General features: G+C 75.5%; 12 protein-coding genes and 1 pseudogene. 10 read left to right on the top strand and 3 right to left on the bottom strand.

Going from position 1 to position 17699, the window contains the following annotated elements:
- Positions 1-103: 103 nt before the first annotated feature.
- The 3 genes from AB6N23_RS05990 to AB6N23_RS05980 are packed head-to-tail and all read left to right on the top strand — an operon-like array spanning position 104 to position 3785.
- Positions 104-1762, top strand: a complete 1659-nt coding sequence (locus AB6N23_RS05990) for an extracellular solute-binding protein (protein WP_412865185.1) — start codon at positions 104-106, stop codon at positions 1760-1762.
- The gene (locus tag AB6N23_RS05985; RefSeq protein WP_412865184.1) at positions 1759-2793 is read left to right on the top strand and encodes an ABC transporter permease; all 1035 of its coding nucleotides are present in this window, start codon (positions 1759-1761) and stop codon (positions 2791-2793) included. The genes AB6N23_RS05990 and AB6N23_RS05985 overlap by 4 nt, the downstream gene beginning before the upstream one ends.
- Positions 2790-3785 carry a carbohydrate ABC transporter permease gene (locus AB6N23_RS05980; protein ID WP_412865183.1) on the top strand — a complete coding sequence of 332 codons (996 nt, stop codon included), beginning with the start codon at positions 2790-2792 and terminating at the stop codon, positions 3783-3785. Before AB6N23_RS05985 ends, AB6N23_RS05980 begins: the two co-directional genes overlap by 4 nt.
- 64 nt (positions 3786-3849) lie before the next feature.
- On the opposite strand, the gene AB6N23_RS05975 is transcribed toward AB6N23_RS05980, so the two are convergent.
- On the bottom strand, positions 3850-4857 hold the full coding sequence (locus tag AB6N23_RS05975; protein ID WP_412865182.1) for a LacI family DNA-binding transcriptional regulator: 1008 nt from the start codon (positions 4855-4857) through the stop codon (positions 3850-3852).
- Between the two features lie 290 nt (positions 4858-5147).
- On the opposite strand from AB6N23_RS05975, the gene AB6N23_RS05970 reads away from it, so the two are divergent.
- The 6 genes from AB6N23_RS05970 to AB6N23_RS05945 all read left to right on the top strand — a co-directional run bounded on the left by AB6N23_RS05970 (position 5148) and on the right by AB6N23_RS05945 (position 13301).
- Positions 5148-7205 (top strand): beta-galactosidase, encoded by a 2058-nt coding sequence (locus AB6N23_RS05970; RefSeq protein ID WP_412865181.1) that lies wholly within the window; start codon positions 5148-5150, stop codon positions 7203-7205.
- Positions 7202-9481: an alpha-xylosidase gene (gene yicI, locus AB6N23_RS05965; RefSeq protein ID WP_412865180.1), complete on the top strand. Its 2280-nt coding sequence runs from the start codon at positions 7202-7204 to the stop codon at positions 9479-9481. The genes AB6N23_RS05970 and yicI overlap by 4 nt, the downstream gene beginning before the upstream one ends.
- Positions 9482-9695: 214 nt before the next feature.
- Entirely contained in the window at positions 9696-11144 is a 1449-nt protein-coding gene (locus AB6N23_RS05960; protein ID WP_412865179.1) for a GH1 family beta-glucosidase, read from the top strand.
- Positions 11145-11246: 102 nt separating this feature from the next.
- Positions 11247-11549: a hypothetical protein gene (locus AB6N23_RS05955; protein WP_412865178.1), complete on the top strand. Its 303-nt coding sequence runs from the start codon at positions 11247-11249 to the stop codon at positions 11547-11549.
- Positions 11507-12460 (top strand): HAD family hydrolase, encoded by a 954-nt coding sequence (locus AB6N23_RS05950; protein ID WP_412865177.1) that lies wholly within the window; start codon positions 11507-11509, stop codon positions 12458-12460. The genes AB6N23_RS05955 and AB6N23_RS05950 overlap by 43 nt, the downstream gene beginning before the upstream one ends.
- Before the next feature lie 91 nt (positions 12461-12551).
- A complete protein-coding gene (locus AB6N23_RS05945; protein ID WP_412865176.1) occupies positions 12552-13301 on the top strand; it encodes an alpha/beta fold hydrolase in 750 nt (249 codons plus the stop codon).
- A gap of 36 nt (positions 13302-13337) precedes the next feature.
- On the opposite strand, the gene AB6N23_RS05940 is transcribed toward AB6N23_RS05945, so the two are convergent.
- Both AB6N23_RS05940 and AB6N23_RS05935 read right to left on the bottom strand, forming a co-directional pair.
- Complete coding sequence (locus AB6N23_RS05940) at positions 13338-13832, bottom strand: hypothetical protein (protein ID WP_412865175.1); 495 nt, start codon at positions 13830-13832, stop codon at positions 13338-13340.
- A 7-nt stretch (positions 13833-13839) separates the two neighbouring features.
- Complete coding sequence (locus AB6N23_RS05935) at positions 13840-16059, bottom strand: coiled-coil domain-containing protein (RefSeq protein ID WP_412865174.1); 2220 nt, start codon at positions 16057-16059, stop codon at positions 13840-13842.
- 264 nt (positions 16060-16323) lie between these two features.
- Here AB6N23_RS05935 and AB6N23_RS05930 point away from each other — a divergent pair.
- Positions 16324-17699 (top strand): annotated as a pseudogene (locus AB6N23_RS05930) (hypothetical protein); the annotation flags it as partial.

The following is a 17699-nucleotide window of genomic DNA, read 5'->3' as shown; positions in this document are numbered from 1 at the left end:
TGCACCGCAGCACCACCGCAGCACCACCGCAGCAGGGGCAGCGACGCCGGCGAGGCCGGCACGAGCGAGCACGTCCACATCCACGAGGGAGTGAAGGGCGCTGATGAACACCACCACGACCACCCGCCGCGTCGCGGACGCGCAGGTCCGTCGACGTTCGTTCCTCGGCATGGTCGCCGCCGGCGCCGCCGTGGCGGGCGTGCCGTCGCTGCTGAGCGCGTGCGGGTCCGGCACGCCGGCCGCCGTCAGCACGCCCGGGGCGACCGCGTCGGCCGACGTCCTGCCGACGTACGTCCCGGTCGACTACGTCGAGCCGGACTACCCGAGCGTCAACGGCTCGACGCCGGGCTACGAGACGATCCCGACCGACCTCGTGCAGTCGGTGCCCGAGGCGCCCGGCAGCGGTACCACGTTCACCGCGATGACGCCGCTGTGGGGGACGATCCCGCCGACCAAGGGCAACCAGTACTACGAGGCGGTCAACGGGCTGCTCGGGTCGAGCATCGAGTTCCAGATCACCGACGGCAACACCTACGGCGACAAGCTCGCGACGGTGCTCGCCTCGGCGCGCGACGTCCCCGACTGGGTCGTCGTGCCGACGTGGAACATCCCGCCCCGCTTCGGCTCGGAGATCGTGCCGAACCTGTTCCAGGACCTGTCCGACTTCCTCGGCGGGGACAAGGCCAAGGACTACCCGAACCTCGCCAACATCCCGACGGACGTCTGGAAGTTCTGCACGTTCAACGGACGCCTCTACGGCCTGCCGTTCCCGGGCGAGGTCATCACCGACGCCACCTTCTACCGCAGGGACGTCCTCGACGAGCTCGGGATCACGCCCGACGTCCGCGACGGGCAGGGTCTCCTCGACCTCGCCCAGGAGCTCACGGGCGGCAACCGCTGGGGCGCCGAGGACCTGTGGAACACCGCCGCGATCATCCACGGCGTCCCGCCCAAGTGGCGGCTCGACGGCGACCGGCTCGTGCACCGCGTCGAGACCGACGAGTACCGCGCCGCCCTCGAGTGGAACGCCGCGCTGTTCGCGAGCGGCGCCGTCCACCCCGACGCCGTCGCCGACCAGTCCGGCGACGCGAAGACCCGCTTCCAGTCCGGTCAGTCGCTGATCATGAACGACGGCGTCGGCGGCTGGCACGAGGCCCTGCGGGACAACCTCGGCAGCAACCCGTCCTACTGGCAGCAGCCGTTCGCCCCCTTCGCGGCGGACGGCGGGACGCCCGTGCTGTGGAAGGGCCAGCCGGCCAACATCTTCTCGTTCCTGAAGAAGACGGACGACGAGGACCGGGTCCGCGAGCTCCTGGCCCTCGCGAACGTGCTCGCGGCGCCGTTCGGCACCACCGAGTTCGACGTCGTCAACAACGGCGTGGAGGGCGTCCACTACACGCGCGGCGCCGACGGCCTGCCCGTCCCGACGCCACTCGCGGCGACCGAGCTCCAGCCGACGTACGTGTTCCTCGTCAGCCCGCCGCTGGCGAACACCCGGGTGCAGTACCCGGGGTACGTGCAGACGTCCTCCGAGTGGCAGCAGCAGGCGTCGGAGTACCTGACGGAGCCGCTGTTCTACGCGCAGCAGATCGTCGAGCCGGCGCAGTACGCGGCGATCGGCCAGCCGTTCGTCGACCTGGAGAAGGACATCTCGCGCGGCCGCAAGTCGATGAAGGACCTGGACCAGGCGGTGGAGACCTGGCGGGCCTCGGGCGGTGAGGAGCTGCGCTCCTTCTACCAGGAGATCCTGGACGCGCAGTGACGAGCCTCGGCCAGACCCTGCGCAACCGCGGGCGCGACCAAGCGCCCGCGCCGGACCCCGTCGCCGAGGGGGCGGGCGCGCCCGCCCCCTCGCGGCGGGGCCGCCCGCCTGTCCGGAAGCTGTCGCTGCGCACGCGGCTGCGTCGCGACGGGGCGCTGCTGCTCATGGTGGCGCCCGCCGTCGCGCTGCTCGCGGTGTTCGCCTACGTGCCCATGCTGGGCAACGTCATCGCGTGGCAGAGCTACTCGCCGTACACCGGGTTCCTGTCCAGCCCGTTCGTCGGCTGGACCAACTTCGTGCGGGTCTTCTCGAACCCGTTGTTCCTCGACGCGGTGCAGAACACGCTCGTCATCACGGCGTTCCAGCTCGTGTTCTTCTTCCCCGTGCCGATCGCGCTGGCGCTGCTGCTCAACAGCATCGTGACGCCGCGCATCCGCACGTCGATCCAGGCGATCGTCTACCTGCCGCACTTCTTCTCGTGGGTGCTCGTGGTGACGGTCTTCCAGCAGATCTTCGGCGGCGCGGGGCTCGTCAACCAGACGCTGCGCGAGGCGGGGCTCGGGTCCGGGTTCGACCTGATGACGAACCCCGACACGTTCCTCGTGCTGCTGACGATGCAGTCCGTGTGGAAGGACGCCGGCTGGGGGATCATCATCTTCCTGGCCGCCCTGTCCACGGTCTCGCAGGAGCAGTACGAGGCGGCCGCCGTCGACGGCGCGAACCGCTGGCGCCGCATGTGGCACGTGACCCTGCCGGCGCTGCGGCCGGTCATCATCCTGCTGCTCATCCTGCGCCTCGGCGACGCGCTGACGGTCGGCTTCGAGCAGCTCATCCTCCAGCGCGGCGCCGTGGGCGCCGACGTGGCCGAGGTCATCGACACCTACGTCTACTACCAGGGCGTCATCTACGGGGACTGGAGCTTCGCGGCCGCCGCGGGCCTGGTCAAGGGTGTGGTCAGCCTCCTGCTGGTGCTCGGCGCCAACAAGCTGGCCCACGTGTTCGGCGAGAGCGGGGTGTACCGGAAGTCATGAGCGAGCAGACCGGACAGGCGGGTCCCCGCATCGACACCGCGGTGGTGGCGGTGCCCACCGACCTGGCGCCCGGGCGGACCCCGCGCCGGCGCCGCTCGAAGCACCGCGCGGCGTGGGAGGAGCCGCCCAGCGTCGCCGGCCAGGCCGGCAAGGTCGTCGTGCTGGCCGTGGTCGTCCTGGCCATCGTGTTCCCGCTGTGGACGGTGATCATCACGAGCCTGTCGACGCAGGCCGAGACGATCCGGGCGGGCGGGCTGGTGGTCGTGCCGGGCGAGCTGACGCTCGGCGCCTACACGCAGATCCTCTCGGGCGGCATCGTCACGCGGGCCGCGCTCGTCAGCACGGGCGTCACGGCGGTCGGCACGGTCATCTCGACCGTCGTGTCGGTGCTCGCGGCGTTCGGCCTCTCCCGGCCGTCGTCGCTGTGGCACCGGCCGATCCTCTTCGTCTTCCTCATCACGATGTTCTTCGGCGCCGGCATGATCCCGACGTACCTGCTGGTGAGCTCGCTCGGGCTCATCGACTCGTACTGGGCGCTGATCCTCCCGGGTGCGGTGTCGGCCTTCAACGTGCTGATCCTGCGCAACTTCTTCATGGGGATCGACCAGGGCATCCTCGACGCCGCGCGCATCGACGGCGCCGGCGACTGGCGGATCCTCGGGCGCATCGTGCTGCCGATGTCGAAGGCCGTCACGGCGGTCGTCGCGCTGTTCTACGGCGTCGGGTACTGGAACGCGTTCTTCAACGCGATCCTGTACATCAACGACAACGCGAAGTGGCCGCTGCAGCTGGTGCTGCGCTCGTACGTGCTGCAGGGCGTCACGCTGCCGGGCAGCGGCGTCGGCCAGGTCGACGTGGCGTCGGGCGCGGTGACCGGGCTCCCGGTGCAGATGGCGGTGGTCGTGCTGGCGATCGTCCCGATCCTGCTCGTCTACCCGTTCGTGCAGCGCCACTTCACCAAGGGCGTCATCACGGGCGCGATCAAGGGCTGACGGCGTGCACGACGGCGGGGGGCGCCGCGGCGCGGCGGTGCGGTGGTCGGCCGACGACGGGCGGTCAGCCGACGACGGTGCCGGTGCTCGCGCGCTCGACGAGCACGGGCGCGAGCAGGCGGGTCTCCGCCGGCTCGTCCGCCTCGACGCGGGCCATCGCCATCTCGACCGCGACCTTGCCGATGGTGTGCGCCGGGATGTCGACGCTCGTCAGCGGCAGGGGCTGGTTCGTCGCGACGTCGGGCGGGCACACGGCGACGACCGACACGTCGTCCGGCACGTGCCGGCCGCGCTCCCGGAGCGTGGCGACGACCCAGGGGAGCGCGACCTCGTTGTGCACGACGAGCCCGGTGACGTCGGGCAGGCGCTCGAGCACGCGGTCGACGGCCTCGACGGCCCCGGCCATCGACGACTCGCACGGCTCGGTGACGCCCTCGAGACCGGCGTCGGCCACCTCCTGCGTGAACCCGCGCAGCATGCGGTCCGCGTAGGACGTGTGCCGCTCGAGCACGGCGCGCGGCGAGCCGAGGAGCGCGACGCGGCGGTGCCCGCGGCGCGCGAGGTGGCGCACCGCGAGGCGGCCGGCGGCCTCGAAGTCGAGGTCCACGCAGGACAGCCCCTCGGGGTCGCGCGGCAGGCCGATCAGCACGGCGGGCTGCCGGAGTCCGACCAGCACGGGCACGCGGGGGTCGTCGGCCTCGATGTCCATCATGACCAGCGCGTCGACCATCGACCCGGAGGCGACGCGCTCCATGCCGGCGACCTCGTCGGCGGTGAGGAGGAGGACGTCGTGGTCGTACGCGCGCGCGGCCGTCACCACGCCGGTGACGAACTGCATGATGACCGAGACGTTGACGTCGACGCGCAGGGGCGCCATGAGCGCCAGCACGTTGGTGCGGCTCGACGCGAGCGCGCGGGCGCCGGCGTGCGGCCGGTACCCGAGGTCGCGGATCGCCCGCTCCACGCGCTGGCGCGTGGGTGCCGAGATGGGTCGCTTGCCGGACAGGACGTACGACACGGTGGAGGTGGAGACCCCCGCCGCGCGTGCCACGTCGTCGATGGTCGTCGCCACGCTGCTCCGTTCGTCACGCGCTGCGCGCCCGGGGGCGCACGCCCGCGCCTCGTGATGGCGTTCACCCTAGCGGGAGGCCGCGGCGGGGCGGGGGAGGTCGCGCGGACGGAGATGTGCGGCAAGCGCTTCGCCTGTCGAGCGATCCCTTCCGCGCAGGTGAGAAGGGTCCCGGGATGGGTGACGACGCCTACGATGGGCCGCATGACGTCGAACCGCTTCGACGGTCAGGCCGCCCCGACGACGGTCGACCGCTGCGCGCCCGGCGTCCCCCGAGCCGCCGGAGGTGCCGCGTGACCGCCACGGACCCGCGCCCGGCGCCGCCGCACCCCGCACCGGCTCCCGCGCGCCCGGGCCTCGACGCGCTCACCGCGCGGCGGGGCCTGCTGTACGGCGCCGACTGGAACCCCGAGCAGTGGCACCCCGACGTCTGGCGCGAGGACGTCGCGCTCATGCGCGCCGCCGGGGTCAACCTGGTGACCGTGGGCGTGTTCTCGTGGGCGCAGCTCGAGCCGCGGCCGGGCCGGTACGAGCTCGACTGGCTGGACCGCGTGCTCGACCTCGCGCACGAGCACGACGTCCTCGTCGACCTCGCCACGCCCACGGCGTCGCCGCCCGCGTGGCTCGGCGCGCTGTGGCCGGGCACGCGGCCCGTCACGGCCGAGGGCGTGCGCCTGTCGCACGGCTCGCGCAACCACTTCTGCCCGTCCTCGCCGCAGTACCGCGAGCGTGCCCTCCAGGTCGCCCGCGTGCTGGCCGACCGGTACGCCGACCACCCGGCCGTGCGCATGTGGCACGTCGGCAACGAGTACGGCCAGGTCTGCTTCTGCGAGCACTGCGCGCAGGCGTTCCGCGGCTGGCTGCGGTCGCGCTACGGCGGCCTCGACGAGCTCAACCGGGCGTGGGGCACGACGTTCTGGAGCCAGCGGTACGACGAGTGGTCGCAGGTCGTGCCGCCGCGCGCCGCGCCGTACCTCGTCAACCCGACGCAGGTCCTCGACCACCGCCGCTTCGCGTCCGACCTGCTGCTCGACCTGTACCGCGAGCAGCGCGACCTGCTCCGCGCGGCGAGCCCGGGCACGCCCGTGACCACCAACTTCATGGGCTTCCACGGCCCCACCGACTACTGGCGCTGGGCGCCCGAGGTCGACGTCGTGGCCGACGACGTCTACGGCGACCCGGCCGACGCCGCGTCCCCCGTCCGGCTCGCGCTCACGCACGACCTCGCGCGCGGGCTCGCCGGCGGCGGGCCGTGGATGGTCATGGAGCAGGCGGCGGGCGCCGTCAACTGGCGCGCGCACAACGTCCCGAAGACGACCGCGCAGATGCGGCTCGACTCGCTGCGCGCGGTCGCCCGCGGTGCCGACGGGTCCTGCTTCTTCCAGTGGCGGGCGTCGGTGTTCGGCGCCGAGCGGTTCCACTCCGGGCTCGTCCCGCACGCGGGGCCCGACACGGCGCTGCACCGGGCCGTCGTCGCGCACGGCGCCGAGCTCGCCCGGCTGCGCCGGGTCGCCGGCACGCGCGTCGCCGCGCGGACCGCCCTGGTCTTCGACTGGCCGAGCTGGTGGGCGGCCGAGGAGCCCGCGCAGCCGTCCGACCGGCTGCGCGTGCTGCCGCAGCTGCTGGCGTACTACGCGCCGCTGTGGCGGGCGGGCGTCGCGGTGGACGTCGTGCCGCCCGGCGTGGACCTGTCGGGCTACGACCTCGTCGTCGCGCCGCAGCTGTACCTCGTCGAGGACGACCACGTCGCGGGGCTGCGCGCCGTCGTCGAGCGCGGCGGCGTGCTCCTGCTCGGCCCGTTCTCGGGCGTCGCGGACCGCGACGGGCACGTGCGCACCGGGCGGTTCCCCGTGCCGTTCGCCGACCTCGTCGGCGGCTCCGGCGAGGAGTACGTGCCGCTGGCGGACGCCGGGGTGCGCGTCGCGTCGGACCTGCTCGGCGCGCACGTCGTGCACGACTGGGCGGAGCGCGTGCGCGTCGACGACGGCGAGGCGGTCGCCACCGTCGTCGGCGGCGACCTCGACGGCTGCGCGACGGTCGTGCGCCGTCGCCACCCGGCGGGCGGCGAGGGGTGGTACGTCGCCTCGACGCCCCCGGCGGACGTCGTCGCGGCCGTCGTGGCCGCGTGCGTCGCGGCGGCCGGCGTGACCGGCCCCGCCGGGGTCGCCGGCGACGACGACGTCGAGCTCGTGCGCCGCGGCGACGTCACCTTCTGCCTCAACGCGGCCGACGCCGAGCGCACCGTGGCGCTCGACGGCGCCTGGCACGACCTGCTGACCGGCACGGACCTCGCCGGACGGGTGCCCCTGGCCCCGCACGGCGCCCTGGCTCTGATCGAGAGGACCCCATGAAGTTCACCGACGGTTACTGGCAGCTGCTCCCGGGGGTCACCGAGCTGCGCCCGCGCCACGTCGACGACGTCGTCGCCGGCGACGACACGCTCACGGTGTACGCGTCGACGGCACCGATCACCTCGCGCGGCGACACGCTCAACCGCCCGCTCGTCACCGTGACGTTCCACAGCCCGATGGACGGCGTCGTCGGTGTGACGATCGAGCACTTCCAGGGCGGCCTGGACCGCGGCCCGTCGTTCGCGCTGCGCCGGGAGGTCGGCGACGTCAAGATCGCGACGCCGCAGCTCACGGGCGCGCCGCTGGCGACGTTCCGGTCCGGCGGCCTCGAGGCGCGCGTGGCGACCGAGGGCGACTGGCACGTCGAGTTCGTGGCCGACGGGCGCACGCTCACGTCGTCCCTCGCGCGCAGCGTCGGCGTGCTCACGGACGCCGAGGGGCGGCACTTCGTGCGCGAGCAGCTCTCGCTCGGCGTCGGCGAGCACCTGTACGGCCTGGGGGAGCGGTTCGGGTCGCTCGTGAAGAACGGCCAGACGGTGGACATCTGGAACGCCGACGGCGGCACCGCCAGCGACCAGGCGTACAAGAACGTGCCGTTCTACGTGAGCGACGCCGGGTACGGCGTGTTCGTCGACCAGCCGGAGCGCGTGTCGTTCGAGATCGGCACGGAGGTCGTCTCGCGCGCGCAGTTCTCGGTCGAGGGGCAGTCGCTGACGTACTACGTCGTCGCCGGACCCACGCCGAAGGACGTCCTGCGCCGCTACACCGCCCTGACGGGCCGGCCGGCGCGCGTGCCCGACTGGTCGTACGGGCTGTGGCTGTCGACGTCGTTCACGACGAGCTACGACGAGGCGACCGTCACGCACTTCGTCGACGGCATGGCCGAGCGCGACCTGCCGCTGTCGGTGTTCCACTTCGACTGCTTCTGGATGCGGCAGTTCCACTGGAGCGACTTCACGTGGGACCCGGCGACGTTCCCCGACCCGGAGGGCATGCTGCGCCGGCTCAAGGACAAGGGCCTGCGCATCTGCGTCTGGATCAACCCGTACATCGCGCAGCGGTCGGTGCTGTTCGCGGAGGGCAAGGCCCGCGGCTACCTGGTGAAGAACCCGGACGGCTCGGTCTGGCAGTGGAACATGTGGCAGGCCGGCATGGCGCTCGTCGACTTCACGAACCCGGACGCCGTCGCGTGGTACCAGGACAAGCTGCGGACGCTGCTCGACCAGGGCGTCGACTGCTTCAAGACCGACTTCGGCGAGCGGATCCCGACGGACGTCGTCTGGCACGACGGCTCGGACCCGCAGCGGATGCACAACTACTACACGCACCTGTACAACGCCGCCGTGTTCGACCTCCTCGTCGCGGAGCGCGGCGAGGGCGAGGCGGTGCTGTTCGCGCGGTCGGCGACCGCGGGCGGGCAGCAGTTCCCGGTGCACTGGGGCGGCGACTGCGAGTCGACGTTCGTGTCGATGGCGGAGTCGCTGCGCGGCGGCCTGTCGCTCGCGATGTCGGGCTTCGGGTTCTGGAGCCACGACATCGGCGGGTTCGAGGGCACGCCCGACCCGGCCGTGTTCAAGCGCTGGCTGCCCTTCGGCCTGCTGTCGTCGCACAGCCGGCTGCACGGCTCGGACTCCTACCGGGTGCCGTGGGCGTTCGACGAGGAGGCCGTCGAGGTCACGCGCACCTTCACGCGGCTCAAGCTCTCGCTCATGCCGTACCTCGCGCAGGCGGGCCTGGAGGCGCACACCGACGGCGTGCCGGTCATGCGGCCGATGGTCCTGGAGTTCCCGGACGACCGCGGCGCGGCGGGCGTCGACACGCAGTACATGCTCGGGTCGTCCCTGCTGGTCGCGCCGGTCTTCGACGCCGAGGGCGACGTGGGCGTGTACGTGCCGGAGGGCACGTGGACCTCGCTGCTCACGGGCGAGCGGGTGACCGGCCCGCGGTGGGTGCGCGAGCGGCACGGCTTCGCCTCGCTGCCGCTGTACGTGCGGCCGGGCACGGTGCTGCCGGTCGGGGCGCGGACGGACCGACCCGACTACGACTTCGCGGACGGCGTGACGCTGCACCTGTTCGACCTGCCCGACGGGCACCGGTCGGCGACGCACGTGCCGGGCCCGGGCGGCGCGGCCGGCGCCACGTTCACCGTCACGCGCTCGGGCGACCGGGTGCGGGTCGAGGCGTCCGGGGCCACGGGCCCCTGGGCGGTGCAGGCGCACGCCGGTGCGCGCGTGGACGCGGCCGCGGGGGAGGACGCGGTCGAGCTCACGCTCTGACCCGGTGCGCGCGGGCGGGTCCGCGGGCGGTGCACGCCGTCCGCGGACCCGCGCCCGTGCCGACGTGGGAGGCTCGTCCCGGATGCGCGCCGGACGCGCGTGCCGGCACGTGCGAGAGCGATCCCACGGCGTGTATCGTATCGATTCGACCCGCGCGGCACCGAGGCCGCGACGCGCCGGGGTCCGCCCCGGCACCGAGCTCGAAGGGCCAGCCATGATCAGCACCACCCGGCCGTCCGGCCGTCCGTTCCCCGCCGACTTCCTCTGGGGCTCCGCCACCGCGTCGTACCAGGTCGAGGGTGCGGCGCACGAGGGCGGGCGCGGCCCGTCGATCTGGGACACCTTCTCCCGCACGCCGGGCAAGGTGCTCAACGGCGACACCGGTGACGTCGCCGTGGACCACTACCACCGGCTCGAGCAGGACGTCGCGATCATGGCCGACCTCGGCCTCGAGGCCTACCGCTTCTCGATCGCGTGGCCCCGCATCCAGCCGACCGGCACGGGCGAGGCCAACGCCGAGGGCCTGGCGTTCTACTCCGAGCTCGTCGACCGCCTGATCGGCGCCGGCATCAAGCCCGTCGTGACGCTCTACCACTGGGACCTGCCGCAGGCGCTCGAGGACGAGGGCGGCTGGACCAACCGCGCCACCGCGTACGCGTTCGAGGAGTACGCGCGGCTCGTCGCGCGCGCGCTCGGCGACCGGGTGCACCTGTGGACCACGCTCAACGAGCCGTGGTGCTCCTCGTTCCTCGGCTACGGCTCCGGCGTGCACGCTCCCGGCGTCACGGACGCGGCGGCCGCCCTCGCCGCGGTGCACCACCTCAACCTCGCGCACGGCCTCGCCGCCCGCGCGATCCGCGAGGAGCTCGGCGCCGAGACCCCGGTCTCCGTCACGCTCAACCTGCACGTCACGCGCGCGGCCTCGGACGACCCCGAGGACGTCGACGCGAAGAACCAGATCGACACGATCGCCAACGAGGTCTTCGTCGGCCCGATGCTCCAGGGCGCGTACCCCGAGCGCGTGTTCGCCGACACGGCGTCGATCACCGACTGGTCGTTCGTGCAGGACGGCGACCTCGAGATCATCCGCCAGCCCATCTCGGTGCTCGGCGTCAACTACTACTCGACGGGCCGCGTCCAGCGGGGCACCCCGCCGGTCGGCGACGGCACGCCGGGCCCCGACGGCCACCGCTCGTCGCCCGTCAGCCCGTGGGTCGGCGCGGACCGCGTCGAGTGGCTCCCGCAGCCCGGCCCGCACACCGCGATGGGCTGGAACATCGAGCCGCAGGGCCTCGTGGACCTGCTCCTCGAGCTGCACGAGCGGTTCCCGGGGCTGCCGCTCGCGATCACGGAGAACGGTGCCGCGTTCTACGACACGGTGACCGAGGACGGGCGCGTGCACGACGCGGACCGGGTCGCGTACCTGCACGACCACATCGACGCGGTCGGCGAGGCCATGGACAAGGGCGTCGAGGTCGGCGGCTACTTCGTCTGGTCGCTGTTCGACAACTTCGAGTGGGCGTACGGCTACGACCGCCGCTTCGGCATCGTGCACGTCGACTACGACACGCAGGTGCGCACGGTGAAGGACTCGGGCCGCTGGTACCGCGAGCTCGTCCGCACGCGCGTCGTCCCGACGCAGGAGTCCGCTGCGACGCTCTGACGTCGCCGGACCGCCCGACGGCCGGGCACCGTGGTGAGCGCCACGGTGCCCGGCCGTCGTCGTCGGGGGCGCGCGCCGCGCCTCGCGCGCGAGGATGGTCCCGTGCCCCGCAGCCGCCGATCCGCCCGCCGCCCGTACGGCACCGAGCACGTCCCCCTGGACGTCGACCGGGCGACCGGCGGCCGGCGGGCCGAGGCCGGGCCCGACGGCGAGTGGGTGGTCCAGGCGGTGCGCGGCTCCGACCGGGAGTACCGCTGCCCCGGCTGCGACCAGCTCGTGCCCGCCGGCACGCCGCACGTCGTCGCGTGGCGCACCGACACGTGGCGCGACGGGCTCGCGGACCGGCGGCACTGGCACACCGCGTGCTGGCAGGCGCGCGGCCGGCGCGGGCCGACGCGGCGGTGAACGGCGACGGCACGACGGGTGCGGTGCCGGCGGCGGCCCCGGGCGCCGAGGCCGCCGGGGCGCCGCGGATCGTCGCGAGCGACCTCGACGGGACGCTGCTCGCGCCCGACGGCACCGTGTCGCCGCGCACGGTCGACGCGCTGGCGGCGTGCGAGGACGCCGGCGTCGTCGTCGTGTTCGTGACCGCGCGCCCGCACCGCTGGCTCACCGAGCTCGCCGCGCACGTCGCGGGGCACGGCGTCGCCATCTGCGCGAACGGCGGGTCCGTCGTCGACGTGGGGGCGCAGCGGGTCCTCGAGCAGCACGGCATGGACCGTGCCCGGGTGGCCGCCGTCGCCGCCCGGCTGCGCGCCGCGTGGGGCCCCCACGTGCACCTGGCCGCGGAGAGCGCCCGGGGCTTCGCGGCCGAGCACGGCTTCGTGACCGCGCACGAGCAGCCGCCGGGCAGCCCCGTCGCGGCGCGCATCGAGGACGTCGCCGACGCGACGACGCTCAAGCTGCTCGTGCGCGTCGACCCGGCGGCGGGCGTCGACCGCGCCCCGGACGCGTTCGTCGCGGCGCTGCAGGGCGCGCTCGGTGACCTCGCGCACGTGTCCACGTCCGTGACCGGTCCGCAGGCCGGCCTGCTGGGGGAGGTCGCCGCCCCGGGCGTCACCAAGGCGGCCACCCTCGCCCGGTGGGCCGGGTCGCACGGCGTCGCGGCGGCCGACGTGTGGGCCGTCGGCGACGCCCCCAACGACCTGCCGATGCTGACGTGGGCGGGACGGTCGTTCGCGGTCGGCAACGCCCACCCGCACGTGCGCTCCACGGTCGACGAGGTCGTGCCGTCGAACGCGGACGACGGCGTCGCGCACGTCCTCGAGCGCGCCGCCGCGCTCGCCCGGCGGGTGGCCGACCGGCCCGCTCGCTAGTGTCGACGACGACGCGCGGCCGACGTCGTCGCACGTCACGCGCCCGCCGGCACCGTCCGGCCGACGGGCACCGCGCGACCCGAGGAGCACCATGACCGCCACCCCCGTCGTCCTGCTGCACGGCTTCCCGCTCGACCACCGCATGTGGGCGGACGTCGCGGAGCGCCTCGGCGAGGACCGCCGCGTCCTCGTGCCCGACGTCCCCGCCGCCGACGATCTCGACCAGGTGGGCCCCACGCTCGACGACGCCGCGGACCGGGTCGCCGCCGCGCTCCACGGGGCCGGCGTGGACCGTGCCGTCGTCGCCGGCCTGTCGATGGGCGGCTACGTCGCGCTCGCGCTGCTCGAGCGGCACCCCGACCTCGTCGCCGGGCTCGCGCTGGTCGACACGAGGTCCACCGCCGACGCGCCCGACGCGCGGGCGAAGCGGCTCGACGTCGCGGCGCAGGTGGAGTCGTCCGGGTCGGTCGACGCGGTCCGCGGGATGGTCGGGACGGTGCTGGGGGAGACCACGCGCACCGCCCACCCCGACGTCGTGGCGCGGGTCGCGGGGTGGATCGACGAGCAGCCGCCCGCGCGCGTCGCGTGGAGCCAGCGGGCGATGGCCGCACGCACCGACCGCACCGAGGTGCTGCGGCGGTTCACGGGCCCCGTCCTCGTCGTCGTCGGCGACGAGGACGAGGTGACGGGCGTCGAGGCCGCCCGCGACCTGGCGAAGGTCGCGGGCGGTGCGCCGCTCGTCGTCGTGCCGCGCGCGGGGCACCTCACGGCGGTGGAGGACCCGGCCACGGTCGCGACCGCCCTGGTGGAGCTCGCCCGGCGGGTCGACGGGGGCCGCTGAGCGCGGCTCGGCACGGCTGCGCCGAGCGCGCGCTCCTCAGACCTCGCCGGCGAGCACGCGACGCAGGGCGTCGGCCATGTCGATCGAGTCGCCGTCCTTGCCGCCGGCGCCGATGACCAGCGGCGGGTCCTGCGGCGTGGGCCGCACCCCGCGGAAGCGGGCCGCGAGGCTGCTCGGCGCGGTCAGCACGTAGAACGCGCCGTCGGTGTCGACGCCGACGGTCTGGTCGCGTCGCAGGTACCAGCCGTGCAGCGGCGTGCGGTACCGCGCGCGCCCGTCGTAGCTGCGCACGTGCAGCGGCACGGGCGCCGGCCCGCCCGCACGGACGCCGCCGAGGAACTCCTCGATCAGCGCCCGCGCGCGTGCGCTCTCCGCGCGCTGCCGCGCCGCGAGGGCCTCGGCGTGCGCGCCCGCCGCCTCCCGCCGCTGCTCGCGCCAGCGCGCCGCGGCGTCGCCGCCGTGGTCGGAGGCGCCGTGGCCGGGGCTGGCGTGGTCGGGGGTGGCGTCGGGCGTGCCGGCCGTGCCGCTCACGTCGGCGTCAGCGCCCGCCGGACGCGGTGCCGTCCGCCGCCGCGTCGCCGGCGTCGCCCGTGCCGCCGTCCGCGGGCCCGGCCGTCCCCGTCGCCGCGCTCACCGCCGGGGAGGGGACCACCGGCACCGCCGCGGACACGGGCGCGGGGCGGGCCTTCGAGGCGCGCACCGGACGGGCCGGGCGGGACGGTGCCGGCCGGTTCGCCGCCGCCGGGCGCCCCGACGCACCGGCCGCCGCGGCACCGCCGTCGTCCTGGGCGTCACGCTCGGCCGCGCCGTCCGCGGGGGCCGCCGCGTCGCCGCCCTGCGCCTGGCCGCGCTCCTGGCGCTGCGCCTGCGCGCGTGCCTGCTCGGCCTGCTCGCGCTCGAACTTCGCCTCGATCCGGCCGGCCTGCTCGAGCGCGGCCTTGTCGGGGTTGGTCCCCAGCAGGTGGCGCAGCTCGTCGAGGTAGGAGGTGATCGACTCGCGCTGCTTGTGCAGGTCCTCGACCTGGCGCGCCGCGGTGGTGCGCTCGCGCTCGGCCTCGGTCAGGGCGTCCGAGAGGGCCTTCTCGGCGTGCTCGCGTGCCTCCGCGACGACGCGGTCCGCGGTCCGCCGGGCGTTCGCGAGCAGGTCGGCGGCCTGCTTCTCGCCGTCCACGCGAACGCGCTCGGCGTGCGCGAGGGCCTTGGCGACGCGCTCCTCCGCCTCGGCGGCGTGCGCCTCGGCGTCGGCGACGAGCCGCTCGGTCTCGGCGCGCGCCGCCTCGTGCCGCTCGGCGTCCTGCCGCTCCGCGATCTCGTGCTGGGACGCGATGGCGAGCTCGGCGTCCGCGAGCTGCTGCTCGGCGGTGCGCACGAGCTCGTCGGCGCGGGCGCGTGCACCCGTCGTGGCCTCGCCGATCGCGCGGCGCGCCTCCGTCTGCAGACGCTCCACCTCGAGCCGGGTGCGCTCGCGCAGCTCCGTCGCCTCCCGCTCCGCGGTCGCGCGCAGCTCGGACGTCTCACGCTCCGTCGTCGCGCGGAGCTCGTCGGTCTCGCGCACGGTCGTCTCGCGCAGGTGCGCCGTCTCGTGCTGCGTGCGCTCGCGCAGCTCGGACGTCTCGCGGTCCGCCAGCGCGCGCAGCTGGGCGGCGTACTGCTCGGACTCGGTGCGCAGCGTGGCGACGGCGTCCTCCGCCTCGGCGCGCATGCGCGCGACGTCGTCCGCCGCGGTGGCACGCAGCTCGCCGGCCTCGCGCTCGGCCGTGGCCCGCAGGTGCGCCGCGTACTGCTCGGCCTCCCCGCGCAGGGCCGTGACCTCGGCCGCGACGCGCTGCTGCAGCGCGGCGGCGTCCCGCTCGGCCGCGGCGCGCGTGGCGTCGGCGTACTCGGCGGCGGCGGCGCGCAGCGCGGTGGTCTCCTCCGCGGCACCCTGCCGCCACGCGGCGACCTCGGCGTTCGTCTCGGAGCGCACGCGCGCGGCGTAGCGGTCGGCGTCGGCCCGCAGCTGGGCGGCCTCCGCCTCGGTGCGCTGCCGCAGCTCCGTGGTGTCGCGGTCGGCCGCCTGGCGCAGGTCCTGCGCGTACCGCTCGGCCTCGTCGCGCTGCGCGGCGGTCTCGGCCTCGGTGCGGCTGCGCAGCTCCGTGGCGGTGCGCTCGGTCGCGATCCGCAGCTGCGTGGCCTCGTTCTCGACGCGCGCCCGCAGCGTGCCCAGCTCACGCTCGAGCGAGGTCCGGCGCTCGCTCTCCTCGGTGGTCACGGCGCTCTGGATGCGCGCCGCCTCGCGCTCGGCGGACCCGACGAGCTCCTCGGCGCGGCGCTGCGCCGCGACCAGCGAGCTCTCCGCCTCGGCGGCCGCGGTCGCGCGGACCTCCTCCGCCTCGCGCCGCGCGGTCGCCAGCAGCTCGGCGACCTCGTTCTCGGCGCGCGAGCGCAGCTGGCCGGCGGCGAGCTTGGCGCGGGCGAGGGCGTCGGCGGCCTGGGCGTTCGCCTGCGTGACGACGTCCGACGACTGCTCCTCCGCCGAGCGCAGCAGCTGCTCGATGCGCGACCCGAGCCCCGAGTACGTCGGCCGGTCGGCCTCGCGCAGCTGGCGCTGCGCCTCCGAGAGCTCCCCGGAGACCTGCAGCTTCTCCGAGTCGAGCGCCTCGACGCGGGCCCGGGCCTCGGCGAGCGCCTGCTCGAGGGACGTGACGGCCTGGTCGACGGCCTCGCGGTCGTAGCCGCGGAAGCTGACGACGGGGAACGGGGTCCGGGCATCGGGCACGGGGGCATCCTCCAGGGGTGGGGGCCCGGCGGTCGCGGGTGGCCGAGGTCGTCCTCGGCGGGCCGGTGCTCCGTGGCCAGGATACGCGCGGACGGCGTCGCGACCAGGGCCTCCCGGACCGCGCCGCGCGTCGCGCGCACTCGTCCGACCAGGGCGTGCGCGGGGCGCGGGGGAGGTGCCGCCGGGTGGGCCGACCCGTCCCGGTTCGCCCGGTCCGGGGGCCTGCGGCCTATCCTGGATCGTTCGTCGTCGAGAGGATCCTGCGTGCTCAAGCGACTGGTGGTCGCCCTGGTCGGCGTCGTCGGCGTCGTCGTCATCGCCCTCGGCGTCGCCTCGGCGACCCTGTGGCGGGCCGACGACGTCCTCGTCGCGACCGTCTCCGCGGACGAGCACCTCGTGGTCACGGACCCCGGTGTGCTCGAGCTCGGGGCGACGGAGGTCACCGTGCGCGTGGAGGCGGACGACGACCAGCCGGTCGTGCTCGCCGTGGGCCGCGACACCGACGTCACCGGCTGGGTCGGTGCCGACCCCCACCAGCGTGTGACGGGTCTCGACGGCTGGCACGAGCTGGCCGTGGAGGACGGGCCGACGCCCGCCCCGGCGGAGGAGGAGGCGCCCGCCGAGGGCGAGGCGCCGGCCGAGGGTGAGGCGCCGGCCGAGGGTGAGGCGCCGGCCGAGGGTGAGGCGCCGGCCGACGGTGAGGCGCCGGCCGAGGGTGAGGCGCCGGCCGACGGTGCGGCGCCGGCCGACGGTGCCGCGACCGTCCCCGACCCCACCGGGTCCGACCTGTGGGTCGCGGAGGCCTCCGGGACCGGGTCCGCCGAGCTGACGTGGACCGCCCAGCCGGGCCGGTGGAGCGTGCTCGCGGCCGGCACGGGCACCGCGACGCCGCGGGTGTCCCTCGCCTGGCCGCAGGTCGTCACGACGCCCTGGCTCGTGCCGTGCGTCGCCGTGGGCTCGCTGCTGCTGCTCACGGCCCTGGCGCTGCTCGCGCGTGACGTCCTGCGCGGACGCCGTCGTCCGGAGCAGGACTGGACCCCCGTGCTCACCGGGCCGCTGCCGGTGGTCGACGGCGACGGCACCCCCGTCCAGCTGACCCGGCGGCAGATGCGCGAGCTCCAGGCCCGCGGCGCGGTCGCCGACGCCGGCGTGCGCGCGGCCCGCGACGAGTCCACGCCCGCCGCGGAGACGACGCACCCGGCCGGCGGCCCCGAGGGCGCGCCCGCGGGCCGTCCGACGGCGCCAGGGACAGGAACGGGGACAGGAACAGGGCCGCGGCCGGGATCGTCGACGCGCGCGGACGCGACCGCCACCACCGCGCTGCCCGCGGCCGCCCCGGGCGACGGCCCGCAGGCACCGACGGGCGCCCGCACCGCGCCGCCCGGCCCCGGGCGGGTGCCGGCCGGCGCCCCGACGGCGACCGGAGCGACCGGTGGGGGGCCGGCCACCGCGACGCCGGACGCCCCCACGGCGCCCTCGTCGCGCCGCGCCCTGCGCGGTGCCGACCGTGGCCCCGCGCTGCAGCGTCCCGCCGACACCCAGGCGCCGGCGGGCAGCGCGGGCCGGCCGGGGCCCGGAGCGACCCTGCCGCCGGCGGGCACGACCCGTTCGCAGGCGGGCCCCGCGGCGCGGCCGTCCAC

This window comes from Cellulomonas pasadenensis, assembly GCF_047229365.1.
GTDB lineage: Bacteria > Actinomycetota > Actinomycetes > Actinomycetales > Cellulomonadaceae > Cellulomonas.
This window is presented reverse-complemented; position numbering and strand designations above follow the sequence as displayed.